Source organism: Qipengyuania nanhaisediminis, assembly GCF_045862805.1.
GTDB classification, from domain to species: domain Bacteria; phylum Pseudomonadota; class Alphaproteobacteria; order Sphingomonadales; family Sphingomonadaceae; genus Erythrobacter; species Erythrobacter nanhaisediminis_A.
This window is the reverse complement of sequence record NZ_AP025760.1, coordinates 1,331,155-1,356,232: the sequence shown is the minus strand read 5'-3', so window position 1 is coordinate 1,356,232 and position 25,078 is coordinate 1,331,155. Positions and strand designations below refer to the sequence as shown.

25 protein-coding genes and 3 tRNA genes are annotated in these 25,078 nt (G+C 64.5%); 18 read left to right on the top strand and 10 right to left on the bottom strand.

The window, feature by feature from the left end:
- The first annotated feature begins 60 nt into the window (after positions 1–60).
- On the top strand, positions 61–1,257 hold the full coding sequence (locus ACKTSM_RS06550) for a glycosyltransferase (protein WP_407873859.1): 1,197 nt from the start codon (positions 61–63) through the stop codon (positions 1,255–1,257).
- A gap of 24 nt (positions 1,258–1,281) precedes the next feature.
- Here ACKTSM_RS06550 and secF read toward each other — a convergent pair whose 3' ends face one another.
- From secF to yajC, 3 genes are read right to left on the bottom strand one after another with little or no spacing between them, the layout of a single operon-like run.
- A complete protein-coding gene (gene secF / locus ACKTSM_RS06545; RefSeq protein WP_407873858.1) occupies positions 1,282–2,259 on the bottom strand; it encodes a protein translocase subunit SecF in 978 nt (325 codons plus the stop codon).
- 17 nt (positions 2,260–2,276) lie between these two features.
- Positions 2,277–3,881, bottom strand: a complete 1,605-nt coding sequence (gene secD, locus ACKTSM_RS06540) for a protein translocase subunit SecD (protein ID WP_407876314.1) — start codon at positions 3,879–3,881, stop codon at positions 2,277–2,279.
- 48 nt (positions 3,882–3,929) lie between these two features.
- Positions 3,930–4,250, bottom strand: coding sequence for a preprotein translocase subunit YajC (yajC, locus tag ACKTSM_RS06535; protein WP_407876313.1), 321 nt, complete (start codon positions 4,248–4,250; stop codon positions 3,930–3,932).
- Between the two features lie 249 nt (positions 4,251–4,499).
- Here yajC and ACKTSM_RS06530 point away from each other — a divergent pair.
- The 7 genes from ACKTSM_RS06530 to accC all read left to right on the top strand — a co-directional run bounded on the left by ACKTSM_RS06530 (position 4,500) and on the right by accC (position 10,733).
- Positions 4,500–4,576: transfer RNA gene (locus ACKTSM_RS06530), tRNA-Pro, on the top strand.
- Between the two features lie 120 nt (positions 4,577–4,696).
- A complete protein-coding gene (locus ACKTSM_RS06525; protein ID WP_407876312.1) occupies positions 4,697–6,838 on the top strand; it encodes a TonB-dependent receptor plug domain-containing protein in 2,142 nt (713 codons plus the stop codon).
- Positions 6,839–6,905: 67 nt separating this feature from the next.
- Positions 6,906–7,790, top strand: a complete 885-nt coding sequence (locus ACKTSM_RS06520; RefSeq protein WP_407876311.1) for an HpcH/HpaI aldolase/citrate lyase family protein — start codon at positions 6,906–6,908, stop codon at positions 7,788–7,790.
- Between the two features lie 76 nt (positions 7,791–7,866).
- A complete protein-coding gene (locus tag ACKTSM_RS06515) occupies positions 7,867–8,280 on the top strand; it encodes a holin family protein (protein WP_407876310.1) in 414 nt (137 codons plus the stop codon).
- Between the two features lie 26 nt (positions 8,281–8,306).
- Positions 8,307–8,759: a type II 3-dehydroquinate dehydratase gene (locus ACKTSM_RS06510; RefSeq protein ID WP_407876309.1), complete on the top strand. Its 453-nt coding sequence runs from the start codon at positions 8,307–8,309 to the stop codon at positions 8,757–8,759.
- A 120-nt stretch (positions 8,760–8,879) separates the two neighbouring features.
- Positions 8,880–9,377: an acetyl-CoA carboxylase biotin carboxyl carrier protein gene (gene accB, locus ACKTSM_RS06505; protein ID WP_407876308.1), complete on the top strand. Its 498-nt coding sequence runs from the start codon at positions 8,880–8,882 to the stop codon at positions 9,375–9,377.
- Between the two features lie 6 nt (positions 9,378–9,383).
- A complete protein-coding gene (gene accC, locus ACKTSM_RS06500; protein ID WP_407876307.1) occupies positions 9,384–10,733 on the top strand; it encodes an acetyl-CoA carboxylase biotin carboxylase subunit in 1,350 nt (449 codons plus the stop codon).
- A gap of 57 nt (positions 10,734–10,790) precedes the next feature.
- On the opposite strand, the gene ACKTSM_RS06495 is transcribed toward accC, so the two are convergent.
- The 3 genes from ACKTSM_RS06495 to ACKTSM_RS06485 all read right to left on the bottom strand — a co-directional run bounded on the left by ACKTSM_RS06495 (position 10,791) and on the right by ACKTSM_RS06485 (position 13,076).
- The gene (locus ACKTSM_RS06495) at positions 10,791–11,987 is read right to left on the bottom strand and encodes an HWE histidine kinase domain-containing protein (RefSeq protein ID WP_407876306.1); all 1,197 of its coding nucleotides are present in this window, start codon (positions 11,985–11,987) and stop codon (positions 10,791–10,793) included.
- A gap of 167 nt (positions 11,988–12,154) precedes the next feature.
- Complete coding sequence (locus tag ACKTSM_RS06490) at positions 12,155–12,601, bottom strand: GFA family protein (protein WP_407876305.1); 447 nt, start codon at positions 12,599–12,601, stop codon at positions 12,155–12,157.
- Between the two features lie 13 nt (positions 12,602–12,614).
- Positions 12,615–13,076, bottom strand: coding sequence for an Lrp/AsnC family transcriptional regulator (locus ACKTSM_RS06485; protein WP_407876304.1), 462 nt, complete (start codon positions 13,074–13,076; stop codon positions 12,615–12,617).
- Between the two features lie 281 nt (positions 13,077–13,357).
- Here ACKTSM_RS06485 and ACKTSM_RS06480 point away from each other — a divergent pair, with 281 nt between their 5' ends.
- The 4 genes from ACKTSM_RS06480 to ACKTSM_RS06465 all read left to right on the top strand — a co-directional run bounded on the left by ACKTSM_RS06480 (position 13,358) and on the right by ACKTSM_RS06465 (position 16,600).
- Positions 13,358–15,220 (top strand): histidine kinase dimerization/phospho-acceptor domain-containing protein, encoded by a 1,863-nt coding sequence (locus tag ACKTSM_RS06480; RefSeq protein WP_407876303.1) that lies wholly within the window; start codon positions 13,358–13,360, stop codon positions 15,218–15,220.
- A gap of 112 nt (positions 15,221–15,332) precedes the next feature.
- Positions 15,333–16,322 carry a polysaccharide deacetylase family protein gene (locus ACKTSM_RS06475; RefSeq protein WP_407876302.1) on the top strand — a complete coding sequence of 330 codons (990 nt, stop codon included), beginning with the start codon at positions 15,333–15,335 and terminating at the stop codon, positions 16,320–16,322.
- Between the two features lie 88 nt (positions 16,323–16,410).
- Positions 16,411–16,486: transfer RNA gene (locus ACKTSM_RS06470), tRNA-Ile, on the top strand.
- A gap of 37 nt (positions 16,487–16,523) precedes the next feature.
- Positions 16,524–16,600: transfer RNA gene (locus tag ACKTSM_RS06465), tRNA-Pro, on the top strand.
- Positions 16,601–16,606: 6 nt separating this feature from the next.
- Here ACKTSM_RS06465 and ACKTSM_RS06460 read toward each other — a convergent pair.
- Positions 16,607–17,014: a DUF421 domain-containing protein gene (locus ACKTSM_RS06460; protein WP_407876301.1), complete on the bottom strand. Its 408-nt coding sequence runs from the start codon at positions 17,012–17,014 to the stop codon at positions 16,607–16,609.
- A 168-nt stretch (positions 17,015–17,182) separates the two neighbouring features.
- Positions 17,183–18,613 (bottom strand): M28 family peptidase, encoded by a 1,431-nt coding sequence (locus ACKTSM_RS06455; protein WP_407876300.1) that lies wholly within the window; start codon positions 18,611–18,613, stop codon positions 17,183–17,185.
- A 131-nt stretch (positions 18,614–18,744) separates the two neighbouring features.
- On the opposite strand from ACKTSM_RS06455, the gene ettA reads away from it, so the two are divergent.
- The 3 genes from ettA (at position 18,745) to ACKTSM_RS06440 (ending at position 21,336) form a co-directional block, all read left to right on the top strand.
- Positions 18,745–20,418, top strand: a complete 1,674-nt coding sequence (ettA, locus tag ACKTSM_RS06450) for an energy-dependent translational throttle protein EttA (protein WP_407876299.1) — start codon at positions 18,745–18,747, stop codon at positions 20,416–20,418.
- 172 nt (positions 20,419–20,590) lie between these two features.
- Entirely contained in the window at positions 20,591–21,028 is a 438-nt protein-coding gene (locus tag ACKTSM_RS06445; protein WP_407876298.1) for a peptidylprolyl isomerase, read from the top strand.
- Positions 21,029–21,030: 2 nt separating this feature from the next.
- Positions 21,031–21,336 (top strand): acylphosphatase, encoded by a 306-nt coding sequence (locus ACKTSM_RS06440; protein WP_407876297.1) that lies wholly within the window; start codon positions 21,031–21,033, stop codon positions 21,334–21,336.
- Between the two features lie 27 nt (positions 21,337–21,363).
- Here the strand turns inward: ACKTSM_RS06440 and ACKTSM_RS06435 are convergent, their stop codons facing one another.
- Positions 21,364–21,651 carry a hypothetical protein gene (locus ACKTSM_RS06435; RefSeq protein ID WP_407876296.1) on the bottom strand — a complete coding sequence of 96 codons (288 nt, stop codon included), beginning with the start codon at positions 21,649–21,651 and terminating at the stop codon, positions 21,364–21,366.
- Positions 21,652–21,976: 325 nt separating this feature from the next.
- Here ACKTSM_RS06435 and ACKTSM_RS06430 point away from each other — a divergent pair, with 325 nt between their 5' ends.
- The gene (locus ACKTSM_RS06430) at positions 21,977–22,468 is read left to right on the top strand and encodes a hypothetical protein (protein ID WP_407876295.1); all 492 of its coding nucleotides are present in this window, start codon (positions 21,977–21,979) and stop codon (positions 22,466–22,468) included.
- A 98-nt stretch (positions 22,469–22,566) separates the two neighbouring features.
- The gene (locus ACKTSM_RS06425; protein WP_407876294.1) at positions 22,567–23,298 is read left to right on the top strand and encodes a GGDEF domain-containing protein; all 732 of its coding nucleotides are present in this window, start codon (positions 22,567–22,569) and stop codon (positions 23,296–23,298) included.
- On the opposite strand, the gene ACKTSM_RS06420 is transcribed toward ACKTSM_RS06425, so the two are convergent.
- Entirely contained in the window at positions 23,295–23,876 is a 582-nt protein-coding gene (locus ACKTSM_RS06420) for a pyridoxamine 5'-phosphate oxidase family protein (RefSeq protein WP_407876293.1), read from the bottom strand. The two genes, ACKTSM_RS06425 and ACKTSM_RS06420, sit on opposite strands and share 4 nt — an antisense overlap.
- Before the next feature lie 179 nt (positions 23,877–24,055).
- Here ACKTSM_RS06420 and ACKTSM_RS06415 point away from each other — a divergent pair, with 179 nt between their 5' ends.
- Complete coding sequence (locus ACKTSM_RS06415) at positions 24,056–25,078, top strand: RcnB family protein (protein ID WP_407876292.1); 1,023 nt, start codon at positions 24,056–24,058, stop codon at positions 25,076–25,078.

Here is a 25,078-nt window from a genome sequence, read left to right as displayed (position 1 = left end):
TGCTATTATGCCAGTGCCAATGCCCAGTCACCGCGACCCGGTCGCGCCAGAGCCTGCCCGATGAAACATGTCCTCTCGCTCACCACGCTTTATCCCAACGCGGTCAATCCGCGGTTCGGGGCTTTTGTCGCAAGCTCGCTCGAGGCGCTGGCCCGGCGCGGGCGCGAACACGGTGACTGGCAGGTCAGCGTGGTCAATCCGATCGGATTGCCGCCGATAGCGATCGGCCGCTACCGCGCGCTATCGCAGCTTGACGCATTCAGCGAGGAGAACGGGGTGAGCGTCCACCGGCCGCGTTTCACCCTCATCCCGGCAGTCGGCGCGCGGCGCAATGCACACGCCATAGCGCGCGCCGCGATGCCGCTGGTGGAAAAGATCCATGCCGAAGACCCGATCGATGTCATCGATGCGCAATTCTTCTTCCCCGACGGCCCTGCCGCCGCCTGGGTCGCACGCGAACTGGGAGTGAAACTCTCGCTCAAGGCGCGCGGCAGCGACATCACCTATTGGGGCGGTTTCGACTGGGCGCGCGAACAGATGCTGGAGGCGGCCGAATGTGCGGACGGGATCCTCGCCGTCAGCGAGGCGCTGCGCGAAGAAATGGTCGATATCGGTATGCCGCGCGACAAGATCGCCGTGCATTACACCGGCCTCGACCGCGACCGTTTTCGCCCGCTCGAACACACCCGCCTGCGTGCGCAGCTGGGCGAGGCGCTTGGCTTCGTCATTCCCGACAACGCGCCGCTCTTGTCCTGTGTCGGAGCGCTGATCGAACGCAAGGGCCAGGATATCGCGATCGCCGCGCTTGCCGAAGTCGAGGGCGCGCGTTTGATCCTGGTTGGAAAGGGCGATGACCGGGCCCATCTCGCCGAGCTGGCGCGCGACCTCGGCCTTGCCGACCGCGTCCATTTCGCCGGGTCGCTCGATCACGACCTGTTGCCGCTAGTGCTGTCGGCATCGGACGTGATGGTGCTTCCGACCGTGAACGAGGGGCTTGCCAATGCCTGGGTCGAAGCGCTCGCCTGCGGAACCCCGGTCGTGACCTGCGATGTCGGCGGCGCGCGTGAGCTTATCCGGTCGGACACCGCCGGAAGGCTGGTCGATCGCACGCCCGAGGCGGTGGCGGCCGGTATCAACGAAGTGCTCAACAATCCGCCGCTGCGCCGCAATGTTGCCGCCTGCGCCGAACGGTTCAGCTGGGCCACAAACGCCGCCGAGCTTGCCGCGCATTACGACCGGCTGGTTGCCCGGCGCTGACACAGCACCGGGCGCGAAAGCGCGTCAGGCTTCGCCCAGCACCTTCTTTTCCTGGCGATCCGCCTCGGTTTCCTGCGGCACGAAGCTGTTCGAGGTGACGCCCATCCAGATCAGCAGCGGCGAGGCGAGATAGACGCTCGAATAGGTGCCGATGAACAGGCCCGCCGTGATCGCCGCGACGAGGCCGAACAGGCTCGCCGGACCGAACAGCAGAAGCGGCACGAGCGCGACCAGCAGGGTGAGCGAGGTCATCACCGTGCGCGCAAGCGTTTCGTTGACCGACAGGTCGAGCAATTCGGGCAGCGGCATCTTGCGGAACTTCTTCAGGTTCTCGCGGATGCGGTCATAGACGACGATGGTGTCGTTGAGCGAATAGCCGATGATCGCGAGGATCGCGGCGATGATCTGGAGCGAGAATTCGAGCTGGAACAGCGCGAACATGCCCAGCGTCACCGAGACATCGTGGAACAGCGCGAACAGCGCGCCGACCCCGAACTGCCATTCGAACCGGATCCAGATATACAGCGCCACCATCAGCATGGCGGCGAGCAAGGCGAGGCCCGCATCGCGGCTGAATTCCTCGGCGACCTTGCCCGAGACGGTCTCGTTGCCATCGGTCCGGACATCGGGATAGGCGCTCTCGATCTCGGCGATCACCTGGTTGCCGATCTCGGTCGCGAGGCCGGGTGTGGATTCGACATCGTCCGGCAGCGGCACTCGGATCGAGACCACGTTGGGCGCGCCGAATTCCTGCACCACCGGGGTGCCGTATCCGAGCCCTGCGACCGTTTCGCGCAATTCGCCGACCGGGGCGGCGTTCTCTTCCTCGAAGGTGAGGCGGATTTCCTGCCCGCCGGCAAAGTCGATGCCGAGGTTCAGACCATTGACCGCCACGACGCCCCAGCTGCCGATGATCAGCACGAGGCTGAGCACGAAGAACGGCACGCGCAGCTTGAGGAACTTGATGTTGGTGTCCGCGGGGACAAGCTTGAGAAGTTTCATTTCCTGTCTCCTCCGGATCAGATGGTGAGGTCTTTGGGACGCTTGGCAGCGAGATAGCCCGACACCCACATCTTGGTGAGAGCGAGCGCGGTGAAGACCGAGGTGACGAGCCCGATCACCAGAACCACCGCAAAGCCGCGGATCGGGCCGGAGCCGAACCAGAACAACAGGGCGCCGGCGATGAAATTGGTGATGTTCGCGTCATAGATCGCGCGACTGGCTTCCTTGTAACCGGTCTCGACCGCGGTCACGACCTTGCGCCCGCGCTTGCGTTCCTCGCGGATACGCTCGTTGATGAGCACGTTGGCATCGACCGCTGCGCCGACCGTCAGGACGAAACCGGCGATCCCGGGAAGGGTCAGGGTGAAATTGCCGATCGCCATGATGCCGAGCAGGATCAGCACGTTGAACACCAGCGCGCCGGTCGCATAGATGCCGAAGCGGCCATAGGTCGCGATCATCAGCACGATAACCGCAATCGACCCGATCATCATCGCGATCAGGCCCGAACGGATCGACTGCTCGCCCAGTTCGGCCGAAACGGTGCGCTCCTCGATGACGGTCAGCGGCACCGGCAGCGCGCCGGATTGCAGCGAGATCGCGAGCTGGTTGGCGCTTTCGGCAGTGAAATTGCCCGAAATTTGCGCGCTGCCTCCCAAGATCGGCTCGTTAAAGACGGGCGCGGATATCACTTCGCCATCGAGGATGATCGCAAAGCGTTCGCCGACATTCTCGGTCGATAGCTGCGCGAAGCGCTGGCCGCCCTGCTGGTCGAACTGGATCGACACGATGTTTTCGTTGGTCCGCTGGTCGACGCCAGCGCGCGCATTGATCAGGCTGTCACCGCGAATGCCGCCCAGCCGCTTGACCGCGATGCCGCCGCCCGCCTCGTCGGCGCTGGCGGCGAAGGGAAAGATCTGGCTGCCCGGATTGGCGACGCCCGCCTCGGTATTGGATGGCAGCGCCTGCTGGTCGACGAGCTTGAATTCGAGCTGCGCAGTCTGGCCGAGCTGTTCCTTAAGCGCCTGCGGGTCCTGGAGACCCGGCACCTGCACGACGATCCGCGTGTCGCCCTGACGAATGATCGTCGGCTCGCGCGTTCCGAGAAGGTCGATACGCCGGCGCACCACCTCGACAGCGCCTTCCATCGCGGTATTCAGCGCGACCGCCTGGCCGCTATCGGTGGGGGTGAGCACCATGCGCTGGGTGTCGATCACCTCGAGATTCCATTCGCGCTGGAGGCCCCCGCCATCGCCCATCATCAGCGGTTCGAGCACGCCTCTGGCGCGATCGATATCTGCCGGCGAATCGAGCAGGAACGAAAGCCGTCCATTGGCGCGCGAGGTATCGCCGAACTCGATTTCCGGGGTCGCCTGGCGCAGCGCCGATTCGACCGCTTCTTCCATGTTCTCTAGCCGCTGGACCGCGACATCCTGTTCATCGGCTTCGAGAAGGAGGTGGGAGCCGCCCGCAAGGTCGAGCCCGAGATTGACCATCGGCGCCGAGCTGTCCTCGCCGAAATCGATGCCCGCAGGCGCAAGCAGTGAGGGCAGCGCCGCGGCAGCCAGCGCGAGGGTAAGGCCCCAGAGCGCGATCTTTTTCCAGAGGGGGGTGTCAAGCATGGCCGGTCTGTTCGAACCTTGGATTGGATTGTCGGGTGCGCGGACGCGTCAGTCGTTGGCGGGCTTGGCGCCCGGTTCGATCAGGTCTGCAATCGTGTGCTTGACCGCCTTGACGCGCACGTCCTTGGCAAGCTCTATCTCGGCATAGGTGTCATCGACCTTGATGACCTTGCCGACGAGGCCGCCCTGGGTCACGACCTGGTCGCCCTTCTTCAGCCCTGCAACCTTGGCCTGGTGTTCTTTCTGGCGCTTCATCTGCGGACGGATGATCAGGAACCAGAAAATGAGGACCATGCCGATGATCGGCAGCCAGGTCATCCAGACAGGCGGCTCTGCGCCAGGCGCTGCGGCAGCGAGAAGTTCAAGCATAGGTATATGGGCCCGTGATTTGGTCGGTTTCGTGGCTTCGAAAACGGGCCTGAGCGCGTCTGTTCGCGCCGTCCGGCCTGCCCTCGATCCGGTTTAGTTGGGCGCGGGTAGCAGCAATGCAAGCGCGCCGCAATCGAGCCGCCACATGGTGATGCACGGCTGCATCACTGGCCCGATCGCAAAAAGCGCGGTTCTATCGGGTTGCCAGACCGAAATGCCGGGCCTATAGGCACGCCCCTCCACTGGATACGGGAAGTAGCGCAGCCTGGTAGCGCATCACACTGGGGGTGTGGGGGTCGCAGGTTCGAATCCTGTCTTCCCGACCAGTGGAGATTACACCGCACCTTTGTCGCTGGCGGGCATTCGCATCCGTCCGACCGACTTACCGAACCGCTCGTCTCCTTCCCCCGTGAGCGAGCCGGCCGAAGCGCGCAAGGACGCCCGTGATGAAACCCGCTTTCCTGCACGCTCCGACCAGCCGCGTCAGCCGCCTTGCCGCGCGCATGGTCGCTCTTGCGCCGCTGGCGCTGGCAACACATCCGGGACTTGCGCAAGCTCACTTGGACGAGAGCGCCGCGCCGCCCCCTGCAACGCAGCAGGAGGCAAGCGCCGCCGATGCCAATGCTCGGCGCAGCTTCACCCCGGCCGATTTCGCGCGCTTCGCCCCGCGCAATGCGCTCGACATGGCGCGCCAGATCCCCGGATTTGCCATCCGCGACGAAGGCGGTGATCGCGGGCTCGGCCAGGCCGACACCAATGTCCTGATCAACGGCCAGCGCATTTCGGGCAAGGCCAATGGCGCGCTTGCCGCGCTCGAGCGCATACCGGCCGAAGAAGTCGTGCGGCTCGAGATCGTCGATGGCGCCGGCCTCGATATCGGCGGGCTGACAGGGCAGGTGCTCAATGTCATTACCCGGTCGACCGGCGGGGTGACCGGCCAGTTCCGCTATTCGGCCGAATGGCGCAGCTTCGGTGTCCCCTTTCGCTGGGGCGACGGACAAGTCAGCCTTGCAGGCGGCAGCGGCCAGAACGAGTGGACGCTGAGCTTCGAAAACGATGCCGGAAGGCGCGGGAACGAGGGGATCGAACTGGTCTTCGATGACACCGGCACACTCATCGATCGTCGCGACGAGAAAAGCAATTTCGACGCGGACCAGCCCAGTTTCTCGGGCTCGTTCTCCCGCACCGCCGACAACGGCAATGTGCTCAATCTCAACGGCCAGGTCGGCGCGACCATTTCGCGCCGCTCGGAGATCTCGTTGCGCAGCGGAATCGTCGACCCGGCTGATCGGCTGCGCGAGTTCAGGGCGCGCGAAGACGAGTTCAACATCGAGGTGGGCGCCGATTACAGCTTCGCGCTCGGCCCGGGCCGGCTCAAGCTGATCGGCTATCACCGTTACGAGGACAGCCCCACGGTCTCGTTCGTCGAGACCCGCTTTGACGATGCGCGCCTTCCCGAAGCCTCGCGGTTCGAACGCGATGCCGACGAGGCCGAGACCATCGCGCGCGGCGAATACAGCGTTGCAGGGCTTGGCGGCGACCTGCAATTCGCAGCGGAAGGGGTGAAGAATTACCTCGAAATCGATTCCGCGCTGTTCGCGACCAATGCTGGCGGGATTCTCGTGCCGGTCGCCTTCGAGGGAGCAAGCGCGCGGGTCGACGAGGACCGCGCCGAGGCGACCGTGACCTATAGCCGCGCCTTGACCGACAGCCTGCAGATGCAGGTTTCGGCTGGCGGCGAATATTCGAAGATCAGCCAGACCGGCGATCAGGGGCAGACCCGATCCTTCGTCCGCCCGCAGGGTTTCGTCGCGCTCGATTGGCGCGCAAGCGATGCGACCAGCATTTCCGGGCGGATCGAGCGCGTCGTGGGCCAGCTCAACTTCTTCGATTTCATCGCTTCGCGCAATCTCGACCAGGACCGGGTCAATGTCACCAATGCCGACCTCGTCCCGCCGCAAAGCTGGCGGTTCGAACTGGAGGCCAGCCAATCGCTTGGCGCGCTGGGCTCGGCCAATCTGCGCGGCTTTTACGAGGATATCAGCGATATCGTCGACCAGATCCCGATCGAGGGCGGAGGCGAAGCCCCCGGCAATGCCGGCTCGGCACAGGTTCAGGGCATCGAGGGCGAGATCACGCTGCTGCTAGACCCGGTCGGGCTGAAGGGCCTGCGGATCGATGCCGCGATCGAATATGCGCAGAGCGAAGTGGTCGACCCGCTGCTCGGCACCCCGCGCGAGATTTCCGATTTCGATTATCTCGAATTTGACTTCGACATCCGGCAGGACTTTCTCGGCACGCCCTGGGCCATCGGCGCTGTCTATCGCAACAACCAGCGCCGCCCGAATGTCCGGCTCGACGAGATTGCGAACCGCACCGAAACGCGCGGTTTCGCGCGCGTCTTCGTCGAACACAAGGACGTGTTCGGAATGACCGCAAGGCTGCGGGTCGGCAATCTGTTCTCGCAACGCGACAAGTTCGTGCGCACCATCTTCGCCGATCGCGCCGCCGGGCTGGTCGAACAGGTCGAACGGCGCGACCGGCGCTTCGGCACGGTCTATTCCTTCGACCTCGAAGGCTCGTTCTGACCGCGCCCGCCAGCGCTTGCCCCACCGCTCTTGCGAGCCTAACCGCAGATGCGAAAGGATGCATTCGATGACCGATACACCCGCCCTTCCCCGCATGCGCAGCTGGCTTTTCGCTCCCGGCGACAGCGAGAAGAAGATGAACAAGGCGATTGCGAGCGAGGCCGATATCGCTCTGCTCGACCTTGAAGATTCGGTGGTACCCGAACGCAAGGCCGAGGCGCGCAAGATGACCGCCGAGGCGATTGCGGCTGCACCCGATCGCTCGCGCGTCTGGGTGCGTGTCAATCCGCTTTCGGGCAGTTGGACCGGTGACGATCTCGACGCGGTGATCGTCGCCGGGCCGGGCGGCGTGTTCCTGCCCAAGGCCGAAGGCGGACACGATGTCGCAACGCTCGATACGATGCTCGCTGAACGCGAACGCGCTGCCGGGATCGCCGAGGGATCGACCAGGGTGGCGGCGCTCGTGACCGAGACGGCAGCGGCGATGTTCACCACCGGCACCTATGACGGTGCGCCGCGGCTTGTCGCGATGAGCTGGGGCGCGGAAGACCTGTCGAGCGAGCTTGGCGCGAGCGAGCAGCGCGGACCCGATGGCGAATACAGCCATGTTTACGAGATGGCACGCAGCCTGTGTCTGCTCGGCGCGGTCAAGGCAGGGGTCGCGCCGATCGAGACCGTCCAGCCCGAATTCCGCGATCTCGACGCGCTCGAGAGCCGGGCCCGGCGGGTGCGCGCACAGGGGTTTCGCGGGATGCTTGCGATCCATCCGGCGCAGATCGGCCCGATCAACGCCGCCTTTACCCCGAGCGAGCAGGAACTCGATCACGCACGGGCAGTGGTCCAGGCCTTCGCCGACAATCCGGGTGCCGGAACCGTGGCGATTGACGGGAACATGCTCGACCGCCCGCACCTCGCGCTGGCGCAGAGATTGCTTGCTGAATCAGGTCAATAAGGCGAATCGACTTTCCTACTTGAACCGATATGGTTAGCGGTTGTGCGACTCATTCAAAGTGGGAGCGCGCGAAGACATGGCTATCCTCGAAACCCTCATCGGTCCGATCACCGCGATCATCGACAAGGTCATTCCCGACAAGGAAGCGCGCGCCAGGGCAAAGCTCGAATTGCTCAGGCTCGAAGGCACGCAGGAAATGCAGCTGATCGAGGCACGGCTCCAGGCGATCGTTGCCGAGGCGAATTCGGCCGATCCCTGGACCAGTCGGGCCCGGCCGAGCTTCCTTTACGTCATGTATGTGCTCTTCTTGGCCGCGCTGCCCATGGGCCTGCTCTCCGCCTTCAGCCCGTCCACAGCGACCGATATCGCCGCGGGAATGAACGCCTATCTCGGCGGGTTGCCCGAACCGCTCTACGCGCTGTTCGGCACCGGCTATCTCGGCTACACGGCCGCGCGCCAATGGGGAAAGGTCAAGGGCGTCGACAAGTAGCGGGCGCGCGGGCTAATCCTGCCCGCATGAGCCAGTCTGCCGCAACCACCGTCTTTGTCCTCAACGGGCCCAATCTGAACCTGCTCGGCCTGCGCGAGCCGGAGATCTATGGATCGACCACGCTCGACGAGATCGCCGCCATGCTCGAAGACCGCGGGCTCGAACTCGGCCTTACCATCGACATGCGCCAGACCAATCACGAAGGCATGCTGGTCGACTGGCTCCATGAAGCACAGGCCGAGGGCGCGCGCGCAGTTCTGCTGAATGCCGGTGCCTATACCCACACCTCGATCGCGCTGCTCGATGCGTGCCGCGCGATCACGACACCGGTGATCGAAGTTCACCTCTCCGATCCCAAGACCCGCGAGCCGTTTCGCCACCAGTCCTATATCGGGATGGCCGCGGCCAGGACGGTAGAGGGGCACGGAGCCGATTCCTACCGCATCGCGCTGGAAGCCGTAGCGTCAGGCGAGGTCTGACAACCGTCCGCAAATCGCACAATTTGTGACACTTGCCACTTGCCAGCCGCAATTGGCATGAATAGTCACACGCGCAACCAATCAGGGGCCTGACAAGCGAGGCCAGAACAAGGGGATTGCATGGCTACCAAGAAGCCAAGCGCCGGATCGAATTCCGGCATGAATGTCGACACCGCTCTGGTTCGCGAACTGGCAGAAATGCTGGGCGAAACGGGCCTGACCGAAATCGAGGTCGAGGACAAGGATCGCAAGATCAGGGTCTCGCGCGGCGGCGGCGTGGCTGCAGCCGCGCCGATGGCAGCACCGGCACCGATGGCCGCACCTGCTCCGGCAGCGCCTGCCGCAGCGCCCGCGCCCGAGGCCAACGATGCGGGAGCTGACCACGCCGACGCGCTCAAATCGCCGATGGTCGGGACCGTCTATCTCGCCCCCGAACCGGGCGCGGCCAATTTCATCAAGGTCGGCGACAGCGTGTCCGAAGGCGACACCCTGCTGATCGTCGAGGCGATGAAGGTGATGAACCCGATCACCGCAGACAAGTCGGGCACGGTCAAGGCGATCCTCATTGAAAACGCCCAGCCGGTCGAATTCGACCAGCCGCTCGTCGTCATCGGTTAATCGGACATGAGCATCACCCGCATCCTGATTGCCAATCGCGGCGAGATCGCGCTGCGCATCCACCGCGCGGCGCACGAAATGGGCATCGAGACGGTCGCGGTCCATTCCACCGCGGACGCCGATGCCATGCATGTGCGGCTCGCCGATCACGCGGTCTGCATCGGGCCGCCGCCTGCGACCGACAGCTATCTCAACCACGCCAACATCATCTCGGCTGCCGAGGTTGCCGGGTGCGACGCGATCCATCCGGGCTATGGCTTCCTGTCCGAAAATGCCAAGTTCGCCGAGATCGTCGAGGCGCACGACATCAAGTGGATCGGCCCCAAGCCCGAGCACATCGTCACCATGGGCGACAAGGTCCAGGCCAAGAAGACCGCGGGCGATCTCGGCCTTCCGCTGGTTCCTGGCTCCGACGGCGCGGTTTCCGATCCCGAAGAGGGCAAGAAGATCGCCGCCGAAATCGGCTATCCGGTCATCATCAAGGCCGCATCGGGCGGAGGTGGCCGCGGCATGAAGGTGTGCGAGAGCGAAGACAAGCTTGAAACGCTGATGAAACAGGCCGGCAGCGAGGCCAAGGCCGCGTTCGGCGATGCGACCGTCTATATCGAGAAATATCTCGGCAATCCGCGCCACATCGAATTCCAGGTCTTCGGCGATGGCAAGGGCAACGCCATCCATCTGGGCGAGCGTGACTGCTCGCTCCAGCGGCGGCACCAGAAGGTTCTCGAGGAGGCCCCCTCGCCCGTCATCAGCCACGAAGAGCGGATGCGCATGGGCGAGGTCTGCTCGAAAGCGATGCGCGACATGGGTTATCGCGGTGCGGGCACGATCGAATTCCTGTGGGAAGACGGCGAGTTCTACTTCATCGAGATGAACACCCGCCTGCAGGTCGAACATCCCGTGACCGAAGCGATCACCGGGGTCGACCTGGTGCGCGAACAGATCCGCATCGCCGCGGGCAAGCCCCTGTCTGTCAGCCAGGACGACATTGCCTTTACCGGCCATGCGATCGAGTGCCGGATCAATGCCGAGGACCCATTCACCTTCGCACCTTCGCCCGGCAAGGTGACCTATTACCATCCGGCTGGAGGGATGCATGTGCGGGTCGATTCAGGGCTTTATGCCGGCTATTCGATCCCGCCTTACTACGACAGCATGATCGCCAAGCTGATTGTCTATGGCCGCAATCGCGAAGGCTGCATCATGCGCCTGCGCCGCGCGCTCGAGGAGATGGTGGTCGAAGGGATCAAGACCAATATCCCGCTGCACCAGCAACTGCTTCAGCAAAAGGACGTGCTCGAAGGCGACTACTCGATCAAATGGCTCGAGGAATGGCTCGCCGAGCGGGAAGCCTGATACAGCCCCGCGCTGGTCTGAGGCCGAAAAGCCATAAACGTTGACCCCTGTCAGCTCTCAGGCTGGGCTTAGCCGCGCGGCCTCGCGATCAATGCTGAACGCTTCGTCGGCGGCGATGTCTTCCGAATTGTCGAGCGCCGTGAGCGAGCATCGCAGCGTGTAGACGAACGTCTCGGGTCCGCGTTCGACCTGGCCCTCGCCGCCAATCAGATGCGGGATGATCCGGGTCAGCAGGTCTTCGCTGAATTCGGGCAGCGGGTCGGGAACCCTGCCGGTCGCGTCATCGGCGACCAGCAACCGGCTGCCTTCATTCGCTCCGCCATGCCATTCGTGCCATTTAAACTCGATTTGCTCGCCGCCATCCTCGGACGATTCGGTGGTCCAGCGCACGTCGATCCTGACCGATTCCTGCCGTGCGCGGGGCATGGCCGATAGCCGCGACGCCAGCTCCCAGGCGGCAAGGCTGATTTGCTGCGCACCCTGGGCGCCCACGAAGATCTCGGGTCCCTCGGTGATCAATTGCTGGTCAGGCTGGGCGAAGAGCGGCTCGACCTGTCGGCGGACCACCCGCTCGATGCTCGCCCTGTGGGTGTTTCGCTGCTCCATCACCGTCGAGGTCGCTATGGCCAGCGCGTTGATCCGGCCGCGAAGGTCGCGCAGGAACGTCACGGGATAAGCGCTGACATCGACCCCCGGTCGGGTCAGCGATGAAACGATCTGGATAAGGTTGCGGCTGCGCTGCACGGCATCGCGCGCGGTGTAGCTCAATTGCGAATTGGCATCGTTGAGCGCGTCGGTGCGCTCCTTGACCCGCGCGTCGAGTTCGTCGCGCGCCTTCGACAAATCGGCCAGGGTCGTCTCCAACTCGCGGATGACCTCCTCGTGCCGTTCGGGATTGGGAATGCGGGCGAAGACCGGGATCAGGCGAAACAGGACCGCAGCGGTGGTCAGCGAGATTACCCCGGTGGCAAGCTTGACCGACCCCATAAAGGGATAGATCGCGTACCACAGCGTGACGATCGACAGGGCATGCGTGACCCCGCACAAGAGGATGAAGCCGGCAAACAGCGACACGAGCCCGCGATGGTTGAGATCGGGCCGCCGGCGCAGGACCAATATGATCGCCATCGGTATCGCCATGTAGGCGGCGAAAATCATGAGATCGGAGCCGGACCATAGCAGGACCAACCATGGCTCCCACAAGAGACACATACCGTGCGGCATGTATTGCTCGTATTCGAACAAAGCGTTCATCGCCGGGACCCCTTTTTCGTTTCGAACCCGTGACCCCCTCGTAAAGGACCTTAGCCGAGCGCGGTTGCGGCGGCCCTTCGTAAGAACGCCTAAGCGATATTGCGTATGGACGGGTGCTCAAGGAGCAGGCGGCGATGCGAGCGATCGTCGCGAACGGGCTGCCTTGGCTATTCGAAAGTGAACCCGGCGGCCTTGGCCTCGGCGATGATTTCCGCGCCGGTCTTCATCGGGCTGTCCTGCGCGATGTCGAACCAGTCAGGTTTCTCGTCGATGAAGATCTGGTGCTTGATCGGCAGGCCGGCGGGCAAATCGAACAGGCCTGCAAGAAAGGTCCGGGCGCCGGTAGGCTTGAAGCGATACCACAGGCCGCTCCCGCATTTTCGGCAAAAGGCGCGCTCGGCCCAATCGCTGGAATCGAAGGTCGCGACGTGGTCCTCGCCCTCGACCGTGCTCTCCTCGCTCTCGATCCCGGCATACATCGAACCGGTCCAGCGCTGGCACATCGCGCAATGGCAGATATCGACTTCGCGATGCGCGCCGCACAGCGTGATCGTCACCGCCCCGCAAAGGCAATGGCCCGCAATCGGCCCTTCGATCTGCTCCGTCCCGCTCATCTGCCGCGAGCGATCATAGCGGCACGCCAGGCTCGTGCTTGGCCGTGCGGATCGTCAGCGAGGTCTTGACGCTGGCGACATTGGGCGCAGGGGTGAGCTTGCTGGTGAGGAACTCCTGGAAGCTTTGCAGGTCCTGGCTGACGATCTTCAGGATGAAATCGATCTCGCCATTGAGCATGTGACACTCACGGACCTCGGGAAGGTCGGCCATGTGCTCCTCGAACTCGCGCAGCGCGCTTTCGGCCTGGCTCTTGAGGCTGACCATCGCGAACACGGTAATCGCAAAACCCAGCTTCGAGGGGTCGAGATCGGCGTGGTAGCCGCGGATGACCCCGGCCTCCTCGAGCCCGCGCACGCGCCTCAGGCACGGAGGCGCGGTCAGCCCGACTCGCTGAGCGAGTTCGACATTGGTCACCCGGCCTTCGGCCTGGAGCTCGCTGAGCAGCCTTTTGTCGATATCGTCGAGGTTTGCCATGTCTTGAAAGCTCCCAAAATCACACCGCGCGCCCATATCGGTCGTCCGTGCGTGGTCGATAATCAGGCTTACGCGTTAACAAAAGTCGGCAAGAAGATGCACGACTTTGCACCCACGAGGCTAATTTTATTATGCTTGCCAGCAATTGTCCCGCTTTGCAACGCGTGGTGCGGTCGTGCTGCGGGAGCCCGACCATCGTGGTAGGCAGTATCGGATGCGTGCCTTTCGCGCCTCCGCATGCGCGCGCGATGCGCGCAATTCCGCCGGTTGGAGCCGCCTGAATGTTCTTCGACGATCGCCTCGCGACAGTGCTTCGGCAACGCGCCGATAGCGATGCGGCGAGGCGCACCCAGTTCCGGCAATTGCTCGACATACTTGGCGCAGAGCCCGGCGGTGCTCGCAGCGCCCGCGATTCGAGCCTGGTTGCCAATGCCTGGATGCGACTCGGGGCACTGGCAGAGACGATCCCTGCGCCGGTCAGGGCGCGCATGATCGCGGAACCCGGCTGGCGGTTTCGCAACCCGCAACTCGCCGCCCATCTCGCCGATTGCGAACCCGAAGTGGCGGCATCGGCGTTGACGCGCGCGCAGCTTTCGCCGAGCGACTGGGCAACCCTCATTCCGCGCCTTCCGGTGCGCGCGCGCGGGTTCCTGCGGTTGCGCCGCGACCTGCCGGCGCAAACCGTGGCCTTGCTCGATCGGTTGGGCGTGCGCGACCTTGGCTTGCCCTCCCCCGCGCTGGCAGGGAACATGGTCCCGGGCGGCAACGAGGATGGCGTCGCCCCGCTTGACGACAGCGAAAGCGGCGACGCCGAAAGCGTCGACGAAGATGAAGATGCCGGTGCTGAAGCCGACGCGGACCACGCGGATGATCCCGACGCGCCTTTCATCCTCACGCAGGAAGCCGGCCGCGAGGAGCCGCATGTCGCGCCCGAGCCGCCGCACAGGCCAGGCCAGCCGCGCGACCGGAACCTCGAAAGCCGCAGCGAGATTTCCGCGCTGGTCGAAAGGATTGCGCGATTCCGGCGTGACCGGGAGCATGCAGGAGAGCGCGAGGCGAGCGAGCCGCGTCTGCCGCTTGGCGAAGACACGGAGCGCAACCGCACGATCAGCGCCTTCGGATTTTCGGCAGACGCCGCGGGGCGGATCGAATGGGCCGATGCGGAAGTCGCGGCAATGGTGATCGGCACCCGCCTCGTCGCTCCGGCGCGGCTGGGATCGGCCAGCCCGCAGACCCCGCTGGAACGGGCCTTTGCACGCCGCCAGCCGATCGACGGCGAGACGCGGATGCTCGCGGGCGCCGAAGCGATTGCGGGCAGCTGGATCGTTACCGCACAGCCCCGATTCACTCACGAAGGCAATTTCACCGGCTATGTCGGACGATTCCGCCGCCCTGTCGATGCGGGTGCGAATTCGCCCAGCGCGTCCGAACGCGAAGCCGACCGCATCCGCCAATTGCTTCACGAATTGCGTACGCCCGTCACCGCGGTCCAGGGCTATGCCGAGGTGATCCAGCAGCAATTGTTCGGCCCAGCGCCGCACGAATACCGCGCGCTCGCCGCCGCGATCGCTGCCGATGCCGCGCGGATCCTGTCCGGCTTCGAAGAGCTCGACCGGCTGGCAAGGCTCGAAACCGGCATGATCGCGCTGGAGGAAGGCGAGACCGATCTCGCCGCACTCGTCGCGCGCATCGTCAGCCAGCTTTCGCAGGTCCTCGGCCCGCGAATGGCAGGCATCGTGTTCGAGAGTCCTCCCGAAAACGCTGCCCTCGTGGCACTGGACGAGGAAGGTGCCGAGGCATTGCTCTGGCGGCTGCTTGCCACTCTCGGCGGTGGGTGCGCCTCCGGCGAGATGATCGATGCCGCGATCGAAACCGGCTCTGGCGAGGCGAGGCTGGTCTGTGACCTGCCCGCGCAATTGCTGGCCGAAGAGGACCTGTTCACAGCCGAGGCGCGCCCGGTTGCCAATGCGATCAATGCCGGCCTGTTCGGCGCAGGCTTTTCGCTGCGCCTGGCCCGGGCAGAAGCGCGCTCGGCCGGAGGAGCGCTCGTGCGCGAGGGCGAACGCATCACGCTGATGCTGCCGCTGAGCGCGCGCGGCGATCAGGGCGACAGGCCGCAGGACTTCCATGCAGGCGAAAGCTGACTTTCCACCGCCAATTGCCCGGCAAAGGTCCACGCGTTTGCCTGATCTGGTGTAAGGCTCGGCATCACCAATGGGGGGAATCGCGATGTCGGCGGGGAGCCGGGACAGGTCAATGATCACGCCGCCAAGGCACGAGGACACGGCGCGATTTGCGCCGCGCTTCGGCCAGCGCGTGCTCCTGACAGTCGACACCGAGGAGGAATTCGATTGGGACGCGCCCTTTACGCGCGATGCGCACGGGCTCGAACATGTCGCCCAATTGCCGCGCTTCATCGCCTTTTGCGAGGAGATCGGCGCGCACCCCGTCTTCCTGGTGGACTGGCCGATTGCCGGCAATGCGGCCGCGATGGAATGCCTCACCGATGCCCAGCGCCGAGGGGTCGCCGATATCGGGGTGCAATTGCATCCCTGGGTCAACCCGCCCTTCGACGAAGAGGTGACCGAGGCCAATTCCTATACCGGCAACCTTCCCGATGAACTGGCGCAGCGCAAATTCACCGCCTTGCGGGACCGGATCGAACACGCCACCGGCACCGCGCCGCTGATCTATCGCGCAGGGCGGTATGGCCTCGGACCGGACAGTGCGCGCATGCTGAAGGAAGGCGGGATCGCGATCGACACCTCGGTGCGCTCGCTATTCGACTACAGCGCGCAGCACGGGCCCGATTATTCCGATCATCCGCTCGCGCCCTACTGGGTCGATGCCGAACGCACCTTGCTCGAATTGCCAGTGACCACGGTCTATTGGGGCGTGTTGCGCCAGCTGGGCAAGCACATCCATCGCGCCCAGCGTCACCTGCCGACATTCTTCAGCGCGTTTTCACGGCTGGGGCTGCTCGAGCGAATTGCGCTGACCCCCGAAGGCGTCACCGCCGAGGAAGCGATCCGCGGGATCGACATCGCGCTTGACCTCGAACTGCCGCTTCTCGTGCTCTCGTTCCACAGCCCGACGCTCATGCCCGGCGGCACCCCCTATGCCGAGACCCCCAAGGATGTCGACGCGCTCTATGATTGGCTGCGGCAAGTCTTTGCCTATCTTGACCAGCGCGGCGTCGCGAGCACCGGGGTGGCCGAAATACTCGCCGATGTCGTGCGCGACTGACGGGCGGCGCGCAGCGCTTGTGTCTTTCCCGTCACCGCTGTAGAGGCGGCGCTGCTTCACGCCCGCGGGCGCATCTCCTGGTAGCTACGGGCCTGTAGCTCAGCGGTTAGAGCTGGCCGCTCATAACGGCTAGGTCGCGGGTTCGAATCCTGCCGGGCCCACCAGGACGATGCGGCAGGAAGGCGGGAGCGATCGAAAAGTCGGGGAGTGGCGCAGCCTGGTAGCGCACCTGTTTTGGGTACAGGGGGTCGCTGGTTCGAATCCAGTCTCCCCGACCATTTCGATCATTCGTCCGGATCGCGGCGCACGCCCTTGAGCAATTGCTCGTCGAGCTTGTCGCCGTGGAGAACCGAGACATCGCCGGTGGTTTCGAGAACCGCGGCACGCACTTCGGATAGATCGAGCACGTTTGCCTCGCGCAGCTTGGCGATGAGATCGGTCTCCGCCACGCGTGATGCATCCATCGCCTCGCGCAGGAACTTGCCATCGCGCATCAGCATGAGCGGCTCGTTCTGGGCGAGATCGGCGAAGGTTTCCGATTCCTTGCGCATCCGCGCCGAACCCCACTGCGCGATGAACAGGCCGACCATCGCGATCATCACCTGCGCAAAGCCAAGCCAGTCACTCGCCTGCGCGGCCCCGGCAACGCAGCTGCCGAGCGCGATCGTCATGACGAAATCGAAATTGGTCATCTTCGACAGTGACCTCAGCCCGTTGACCCGGATCAAGATCGACACCCAGGTCAGCGCGGCCACCGCGAGGATCAGACCGCGCAGAACCAGGTCGAGCTCTTGATTGCTTGCAAAGATGGCAGTTCCCCTTTTCCCGCCTCAACGGGCGACCGGGCGAAAGGCTCCGCCCTATTCGCCCATGATGGCCGGCGCGCTCGGCACCGGGCCGCCGGTCTGGATCGAGCGCGGTTCGTTGGCGAGTATCCCTGCGACCTGCGTCCACACCGCGACGTTCTGGCGCAATTGCACGGGATCGATCTTGTCGAGCGTGTCGTCGGGCGTGTGGTGCAGGTCGAAATAACGGGTCCCGTCCTGCTGAAGATCGATGATGGCGGTGCCCTGGTCGCGGGCAATGTTGATGTCCGCACCGCCCGTTGCGGTTATGGTCGAATTGGCCACCCCAAACCGCGCCACCGCACCGGCGAGCCGTGCGTGCAGATCGGGATTGGTCTGGCGGAAATTGCTTTCGAAGCGCCAGATCCGGTCCGCACCGAAATCGCTCTCGAACGCGACCGCGATGGGCTCGTCGATATGCGCTTCGGAATAGGCGCGACTTCCCCACAGTCCGACTTCCTCGGCCCCGGCAAGCAGCAGGCGGATCGTGCGCAGCGGCTGGCCGGTCTTCGCGACATTGAGAGCGGCCGCCGCGATGATCCCGCAGCCCGCACCGTCGTCGAATGCGCCCGGCGCGTTCCACCAGCTGTCGAGATGGCACGCGAGCAGCACCGGCGGAAGCTCGGGATTGCGTCCCACGATCTCGCCCACGACATTGCCGCTGGTCTGCATCCCGATCCAGCGCGGGTCGAGTTCGAGCCGCATTGTGATCGGGCGGCCATCGGCGCGGTCGAACATGCGCTCGAGGTTTTCGGCATCGGGAAGCGGCAAGGCTGCGGCGGGGATTGTGAGCGGATTGTCAGCCGAGCCGGTCACGCCGGTATGCGGATTACGGTGGTGGTCGGTGCCGACCGACTTGATCACGATTGCAACCGCGCCCTTCTGCTCTGCAAGCGTCGGGGCGACCCAGCGCACCGGCCCGGCAAAACCGTAATGCGAACCGTCCTGTGCGCGGCGCATTTCGTGGCTGACATAGGCGATCTTGCCGGAAAGGCTGCCATCGGATGCGGCCGCGAGATCGGCAAAGCTCGCAAACTCGATCACCTCGGCCTCGATGCCACCGGCAGGCGTCGCCCCGCTTCCTCCGAGCGGCTGGACCACCAATGGCTGCGGGAAAGGCGCGGTGACAGCAGCCTTGTGGGTTTCGCCCGGGACCCAGGTGGGCATTTCGAAAGGCTCGTCGGCAATGTTTTCAAAGCCATGCGCGGCGAGCCATTGCATCGCCCATTGCCGCCCGCGGGTTTCGGCCTCGGTGCCGGCCTGACGGGGGCCGACTTCGGTGGTGACCCCTTCGACGAAATCCCACGCGACCGTGTCGCCGGTCAGCGCTTCGTCGGCAACAGCTTCGAGCGTGGGGAGCGGAGCATCCGCTTCGTCATGCGCGGCGAGCGCGATCGGCGAGGCGAGCATCAGGGCGGCGGCGGTGGTGAGAAGCATGTTTTTCATGGTCGCATGCGCTATCGCCGCATGGCCGCCAAGTCCAGCGCACCTGATCGCTTGCTCTCTACCGGTGCGCACCCTATCTGCACGCCCAAGCTATTCCAACCGAACCCACCCGACCCAAAGGACGACCGATCATGGCCGCGCAATACGCCTTCGTGATGAAGGGCATGACCAAGAGCTTTCCCGGGGCTCAGAAGCCCGTGCTCTCCGACATCAACCTGCAATTCTACCAGGGCGCCAAGATCGGCATTGTCGGCCCCAATGGTGCGGGCAAGTCGACACTGATGAAGATCATGGCCGGGATCGACACCGATTTTTCCGGTGAAGCCTGGGCGGGCGAGAATATCACCGTCGGCTATCTGCCGCAGGAACCCGAGCTCGACCCGACCAAGACGGTGCTCGAGAACGTCAAGGACGGCGCGCGCGAAACCGCCAACCTTGTCGACCGCTACAACGCGGTCGCCGCAGAAATGGCCGAACCGGATGCCGACTATGAAAAGCTCGGCGAGGAAATGGCCGACCTCCAGACCAAGATCGATGCGGTCGATGGCTGGACGCTCGACAACCAGCTCGAGATCGCGATGGAAGCCCTGCGCTGCCCACCATCCGATGCTTCGGTCGAAAACCTGTCGGGCGGCGAAAAGCGCCGCGTGGCGCTCACCCGCCTGCTGATCCAGAAGCCGTCGATCCTGCTGCTCGACGAGCCGACCAACCACCTCGATGCCGAAAGCGTCGAATGGCTGGAAAATCATCTCAAGGAATATGCCGGCGCGGTGCTGATGATCACCCACGATCGCTACTTCCTCGACAATGTGGTGGAATGGATCCTCGAACTCGATCGCGGGTCCTACTTCCCATATGAAGGCAATTACTCGACCTATCTCGAGAAGAAGGCCAAGCGCCTCGAACAGGAAGCGCGCGAGGAAAGCGGGCGTCAGAAGTCGCTCAACCGCGAGCTCGAATGGATCAGGCAGACGCCCAGCGCGCGCCAGACCAAGTCAAAGGCGCGTATCCGCAAGTTCGAACAGCTTCAGGATGCGCAGGGCGACCGCAAGCCGGGCAAGGCGCAGATCGTCATCCAGGTGCCCGAACGCCTCGGCGGCAAGGTGATCGAGGCCAAGAACATCTCCAAAGCCTATGGCGACAAGCTCCTCTTCGAAAACCTGTCCTTCATGCTGCCTCCGGGCGGCATTGTCGGCGTGATCGGCCCCAACGGCGCTGGCAAATCCACGCTGTTCCGCATGATCACCGGCCAGGAGCAGCCCGACAGCGGCACGATCGAGATCGGCGAGACCGTTCACCTCGGCTATGTCGACCAGTCGCGCGACGATCTGAACCCCAAGAACAACGTCTGGGAGGAAATCTCCGACGGACTCGATTACATGCAGGTCAACGGTCACGACACCTCGACCCGCGCCTATGTCGGCGCGTTCAACTTCAAGGGCGCCGACCAGCAGAAGAATGTCGGCAAGCTTTCGGGCGGTGAACGCAACCGCGTCCACATGGCGAAAATGCTCAAGCAGGGCGGAAACGTGCTGCTGCTGGACGAGCCGACCAACGACCTCGACGTCGAAACGCTGGGCGCGCTCGAAGAAGCGATCGAGAACTTCGCCGGCTGCGCCGTGGTGATCTCGCACGACCGCTTCTTCCTCGACCGCCTCGCCACGCACATCCTCGCCTTCGAGGGCAACAGCCACGTCGAATGGTTCGAAGGCAATTTCGAAGCCTACGAGGAAGACAAGCGCCGTCGGCTCGGCGATGCGGCCGACCGGCCCACGCGCCTCGCTTACAAGAAGCTGACGCGGTAAATTGCCAAGAAGAATGAACGCACGGGAGCCGTGCCCGAAATGGGGTCCGGCTCCCTTCGTTTGACTCGCCCCATCAAGGTTTGCGAGACTCGCGTGCGAGGCGTCCGGTTCGCGGGCGCACATTTCCAGGCGGCGACACATTCGCCGCGAACACGAATTTCAAAGGACATTTATGACCACTCCCAACAACGGTGACACCGTGACCATCGACTACGTCCTCAAGAAGGGCGACGGCATGGTGGTGGGGCACACCCAGGAAGTCGGCCCGCAGGACATCGAGCTCGGCGCCGGCCAGATCTTCCCGCAGGTCGAAGCCGCGCTGACCGGAATGCAGGTCGGTGACGAGCAGTCGGTTTCGATCGAGAGCGAACAGGCCTTCGGCCCGCGCCGCGAGGAACTGGTGATCGACATCCCGCGCGGCAATCTGCCCGCAGACCCTGCCCCGCAGCCGGGCATGGCATTGCGCGGCCAGCAGAGCGACGGCAGCGAAGTGACGCTGGTGGTCGTTTCGGTCGGCGACGACGTGGTCAAGGCCGACGCCAACCACCCGCTGGCGGGCGAGGACCTGACCTTCGACGTGACCCTGCGCGACATCAAGCAGGCCGCCTGATCGTGAGCGCGGCGGGCGGTCGCGACGGGCACGAACCCGATGTGATCGCCCGCCACCTTGTCGTGCATGGCCGGGTGCAAGGCGTCTTTTACCGCGACTGGACCGTCGAGGCCGCGCGCAGGCTCGGCGTTACGGGCTGGGTGCGCAACCTGGCCGATTGCACGGTCGAGGCTCATCTCGAAGGGGATGACGAGGCCGTCACGCGCATGATCGCGGCGATGCAGACCGGCCCTCCCCGCGCTGCGCCAACGACGATCGACGAGCATGAGGTCGCTCCATCCGGGCACAGAGAATTTTCCCGCCGATGAGGCGCGAGCGAGGTCGCGAGCTTCTTGTCAGATGGCAGGCGTCGCGACGCGCCGATAGGTGTAGTCGAGGATCACTGACCAGTTCGCCCCGCCGTCACGCGACATTTCGAGCCGCCGCGTGTGGCTTGCCGAGTCCACCGGCGTCACTATCAGACGGAACCGCGCCGGATCGCCGCTTCGCAAGATGACATCGCCGCCGAACACCACCGGAAATTCGTCCGCAGGTGATATCTGCGCGAATTCGCGGATCCCGGCGGGCGATTCGAACAATTGCACCCAGCCTTCGACATGCTCCAGCCGGGCAAGCCACATCAATTGCGGCCCGATCCCCGATCCGGCGGTCCTCCTCTATCATCGTGCCGGACAGTCGCACGTGCATGCTGGCCGATCCCAAGACCTCGCCTTCGTCGTCGTGGATCTCGTATTGCCCGGCAAGGAAATCGAGATCCTGCGCCATCGTTGCCGGCGGGGCACACAGCCCCAGAGCTATGCCCGCGGCGCATAGCTTGAACAGATTACGCATTGCATAATTCTCCCGGTTGATCAGCACGCGAGGATACAGGCGTGACCGGACAGCACAAGAAGCCCGGACCCATCGCGTGGTATACCCGTTATCCCCTGAAAGCAGGAGAGCCGCTTCATGCGCAAATATATCTGGCCGACACTCACCTTTGTCGCGATCTGCCTGATCGGATGGGGCGCGCGCACGGCGATCGGGACGGTCTATGGCGCCGCCGAGGCCGAGGTCCTTCTCGAAGCGCTCAGCCGCGCGGGGCTCTATCTGGGCTCGGCCATCGCCACGGCCTCCTCGACCATCCTCGCGCTCATGCTGACCCTGATCGGGATGATCCGGCGCATGGATGCCGAATTCGATGCCGAGGTCTATCGCAGCATCAACCTGATCGGGAAGCTCGCCACGGCATCGCTGATGATGAGCCTGATCGTGCTGCTCGCCTTCGTCCTGCCAATCGGCGAGTTCGAGGAAATGCCTTCCCGCTGGTATTCGGTTCTCTACGATGTGCTGTTTGCCGGAAGCGTGCTGATGGTGGCGCTGATCGCTGCGACCGTCGTCGTCATCTACCGAACTTTGCAGCAGGTCATGGCCGAGATCACTCCCGGCGACAAGGTTTGAGCGCCGCGCGGCATCCCCCTCGCAATCTGCTTGTCTTTACCGTGCTTTAACCCGCCTGCACCATGGTCCCGCGACATTGGGATAAGAGGGGTACAGGGATGGATACGATCGGGGGGACGCAAGGCGTCGAGCCGATTCTCGGCGTCATTGCCGGAATCGCCGCCATAGCCTTTGTCGTGATGCTGGTGCTTCGCGCCGCCGCACGGCAGGAAGAGGCATCTGATCCGCTAACGGGATTGTTCGACCGGCCGACTTTCGAGGCACGGCTGGATCATACCGCGATGGAACTTTCGCGCCGACAGGGGCGCAATCCGGGCCGGCTGTCGGTGCTGAGCGGCCGGCTCGATCGCATGTCGCAGATGCGCCGTGCCTGGGGGCCGGACAACCGCAATGCGGCCATCGATCTCGTGGTCCAGGTGCTCCGCTCCGGCGTGCGCGACAGCGACCTTTTTTCCGGCGATGACGAAGAGAGCTTCACCATCATTGCCGAAGATGCCGGCGAAACCGAGGCCAGCGCGATCGCGCGCCGGCTGATGGCGGCGCTGACCGAACTGCCTGTCCCCGGTCTTCCGTCCGAGATGCGCCTGACTGCGAGCTTTGCAGTTGCTGAGCGGCGCGAGGGCGAAAGCGAAGCGGAAATGCACGAGCGCGCCAAGGCCGCGCTAGAAGCGGCGTGTTCGACCGGGGAAAACCGCGTGGTGGCCGCCAGCCAGTGGGAGGAAATCATGCTCCTGCCGCCGCCCAGCAAGACAAAGAGCAAAACCGCGCCTGGCGCTGAAGGGCCTGCCCTTGCCGGCGGAGCGCTCACGCCCGAAGTCGCCGCCGCCTAGGGCGAACACCAGCGCCCTTCCCAAGCATCCCCGTCACGGGTGAACTGCGCGCGCACATGGCCCGTATGGGCCAGGTGGAACCAGTCGGCATGGGTGATGCGCAAGTCGATGACTGCGAAATTGGCGCGTGCCGGGACAAGCTCGTCATCGCTGGGCTCGGCGCCTTCGAACCGGGCTGGCAGGCCCGAGGTCGATACCTCGCTGGCAGTCCCCGGCCCATCGCCGAGATAGCAGCGGCGTGCGAAATTGGTGCTGTCCTGCCATGCCTGGTCCGCAAGTGGGTGATCGCAGAGCACCTGCCCCTTGCCGCGCAGTCGCAGCTGGATCTTGGCCGGCTTGTCGTAGAGCAACACCGCCATGCGCGGATCGGCAGCGATCGCCCGGACCTTGGGCGCGCGCATGTCGGTGTGGAATCGCAGACGCCAGCCTTCCTTGTCGAATCCGCGCAGCACCATGACCCGGGCATCGACATCGCTGGTAACAATCGTGGGGACATGCATGGGCGAGCGCCGATCGCGCACCGCTTCGGTGAGCCTTGCAGCGATATCGGCGCGCACGTCTTCGAGCCGCTCAATCATTGGCTTCGCCTCCACCCGAATAGTCATGAATCCGGTCGTTCAGCAAATCGCGCAGAAATATGAACGCCAGCCCAACAGCCCGGTTCAGGAGCCGGTCAGAGAAAGGCGTATAGAACGCCCGATATCCGAACGTATCAATCTGGCCGTAGGTGGTGGGGCGGCAACACTGGAGGCACATCATGGAATTATCCCTGTTTCTCAGGGGCAGTGCGTTGTCCGCCCTTGCCTTGGCAATGGCGGTCGTCGCTCCGACCCAGGCCGCGCATGCAGCCGAAACGGCAATGGCAGAGGCCAGCGCCGAAAGCGAACAATCGCGGCAGGACCGCCGCGCACGCCGCGGTGCCGAGCGCCGCTCCGAGCGCCGCGCCCAGCGTAGCGAACGCCGGGCCCAGCGCCAGGGCAATCGCGGCTTCGAACGGCGCGGACAGCGTTCCGCCGAACCCGATGCCCAGCCCACGCGCCGCGCCGAGCGCCGCGCAGAAAGGCGCAGCGAACGCCGTGCCGATCGGGTCGAGCGCCGCGGTGACCGCCGTGCCGACCGGGTCGAACGCCGCAGCGACCGCCGTGCCGATCGAGTCGAACGCCGCGGTGACCGTCGCTCCGACCGGCTCGACCGCCGTGGCCGCACCGGTGCCGGTGACCGGGTCGAACGGCGCAGCGACCGCCGCGCGGACCGGATCGAACGTCGCGGCGAGCGCCGCTTCGAGGACCGCGACTACCGCCGGGCCGAGCGCCGCCGTTCCGAACGCAGGGCCGAACGCCGTGCAGAACGCCGCGCCGAGGAACGCCGTGACTATCGCCGCGCCGAACGCAGGGCCGAACGCCGCCGTGCCGAACGTCGCGCCGAACGCCGGTGGGAACGCCGTGCCGAACGCCGCCGCGATTTCCGCCGCTGGAATCGCCATGCCTGGCGCGAGAACCGCCACTATCGCTGGCGCGATTACCGCCGCGCGAACCGCAGCATCTTCCGCCTGGGCCGTTACTACGCGCCCTATCGCCACCACAGTTACAGCCGCCTGCGGATCGGATTCTTCCTCGACAGCCTGTTCTTCAGCAACCGGTATTACATCCACGATCCGTGGAATTACCGCCTGCCGGAGGTCTACGGACCCTATCGCTGGGTGCGCTATTACGACGACGTGATCCTGGTGGACATCTATACCGGCGAAGTGGTCGACGTGATCTACGACTTCTTCTGGTAA

Bases quoted from the DNA above. Each gene is read 5' to 3' on its own strand.
- ACKTSM_RS06550 (WP_407873859.1), top strand. From the start codon at position 61: ATGAAACATGTCCTCTCGCTCACCACGCTTTATCCCAACGCGGTCAAT.
- secF (WP_407873858.1), bottom strand. From the start codon at position 2,259: ATGAAACTTCTCAAGCTTGTCCCCGCGGACACCAACATCAAGTTCCTC.
- secD (WP_407876314.1), bottom strand. From the start codon at position 3,881: ATGCTTGACACCCCCCTCTGGAAAAAGATCGCGCTCTGGGGCCTTACC.
- yajC (WP_407876313.1), bottom strand. From the start codon at position 4,250: ATGCTTGAACTTCTCGCTGCCGCAGCGCCTGGCGCAGAGCCGCCTGTC.
- ACKTSM_RS06525 (WP_407876312.1), top strand. From the start codon at position 4,697: ATGAAACCCGCTTTCCTGCACGCTCCGACCAGCCGCGTCAGCCGCCTT.
- ACKTSM_RS06520 (WP_407876311.1), top strand. From the start codon at position 6,906: ATGACCGATACACCCGCCCTTCCCCGCATGCGCAGCTGGCTTTTCGCT.
- ACKTSM_RS06515 (WP_407876310.1), top strand. From the start codon at position 7,867: ATGGCTATCCTCGAAACCCTCATCGGTCCGATCACCGCGATCATCGAC.
- ACKTSM_RS06510 (WP_407876309.1), top strand. From the start codon at position 8,307: ATGAGCCAGTCTGCCGCAACCACCGTCTTTGTCCTCAACGGGCCCAAT.
- accB (WP_407876308.1), top strand. From the start codon at position 8,880: ATGGCTACCAAGAAGCCAAGCGCCGGATCGAATTCCGGCATGAATGTC.
- accC (WP_407876307.1), top strand. From the start codon at position 9,384: ATGAGCATCACCCGCATCCTGATTGCCAATCGCGGCGAGATCGCGCTG.
- ACKTSM_RS06495 (WP_407876306.1), bottom strand. From the start codon at position 11,987: ATGAACGCTTTGTTCGAATACGAGCAATACATGCCGCACGGTATGTGT.
- ACKTSM_RS06490 (WP_407876305.1), bottom strand. From the start codon at position 12,601: ATGAGCGGGACGGAGCAGATCGAAGGGCCGATTGCGGGCCATTGCCTT.
- ACKTSM_RS06485 (WP_407876304.1), bottom strand. From the start codon at position 13,076: ATGGCAAACCTCGACGATATCGACAAAAGGCTGCTCAGCGAGCTCCAG.
- ACKTSM_RS06480 (WP_407876303.1), top strand. From the start codon at position 13,358: ATGTTCTTCGACGATCGCCTCGCGACAGTGCTTCGGCAACGCGCCGAT.
- ACKTSM_RS06475 (WP_407876302.1), top strand. From the start codon at position 15,333: ATGATCACGCCGCCAAGGCACGAGGACACGGCGCGATTTGCGCCGCGC.
- ACKTSM_RS06460 (WP_407876301.1), bottom strand. From the start codon at position 17,014: ATGACCAATTTCGATTTCGTCATGACGATCGCGCTCGGCAGCTGCGTT.
- ACKTSM_RS06455 (WP_407876300.1), bottom strand. From the start codon at position 18,613: ATGAAAAACATGCTTCTCACCACCGCCGCCGCCCTGATGCTCGCCTCG.
- ettA (WP_407876299.1), top strand. From the start codon at position 18,745: ATGGCCGCGCAATACGCCTTCGTGATGAAGGGCATGACCAAGAGCTTT.
- ACKTSM_RS06445 (WP_407876298.1), top strand. From the start codon at position 20,591: ATGACCACTCCCAACAACGGTGACACCGTGACCATCGACTACGTCCTC.
- ACKTSM_RS06430 (WP_407876295.1), top strand. From the start codon at position 21,977: ATGCGCAAATATATCTGGCCGACACTCACCTTTGTCGCGATCTGCCTG.
- ACKTSM_RS06425 (WP_407876294.1), top strand. From the start codon at position 22,567: ATGGATACGATCGGGGGGACGCAAGGCGTCGAGCCGATTCTCGGCGTC.
- ACKTSM_RS06420 (WP_407876293.1), bottom strand. From the start codon at position 23,876: ATGATTGAGCGGCTCGAAGACGTGCGCGCCGATATCGCTGCAAGGCTC.
- ACKTSM_RS06415 (WP_407876292.1), top strand. From the start codon at position 24,056: ATGGAATTATCCCTGTTTCTCAGGGGCAGTGCGTTGTCCGCCCTTGCC.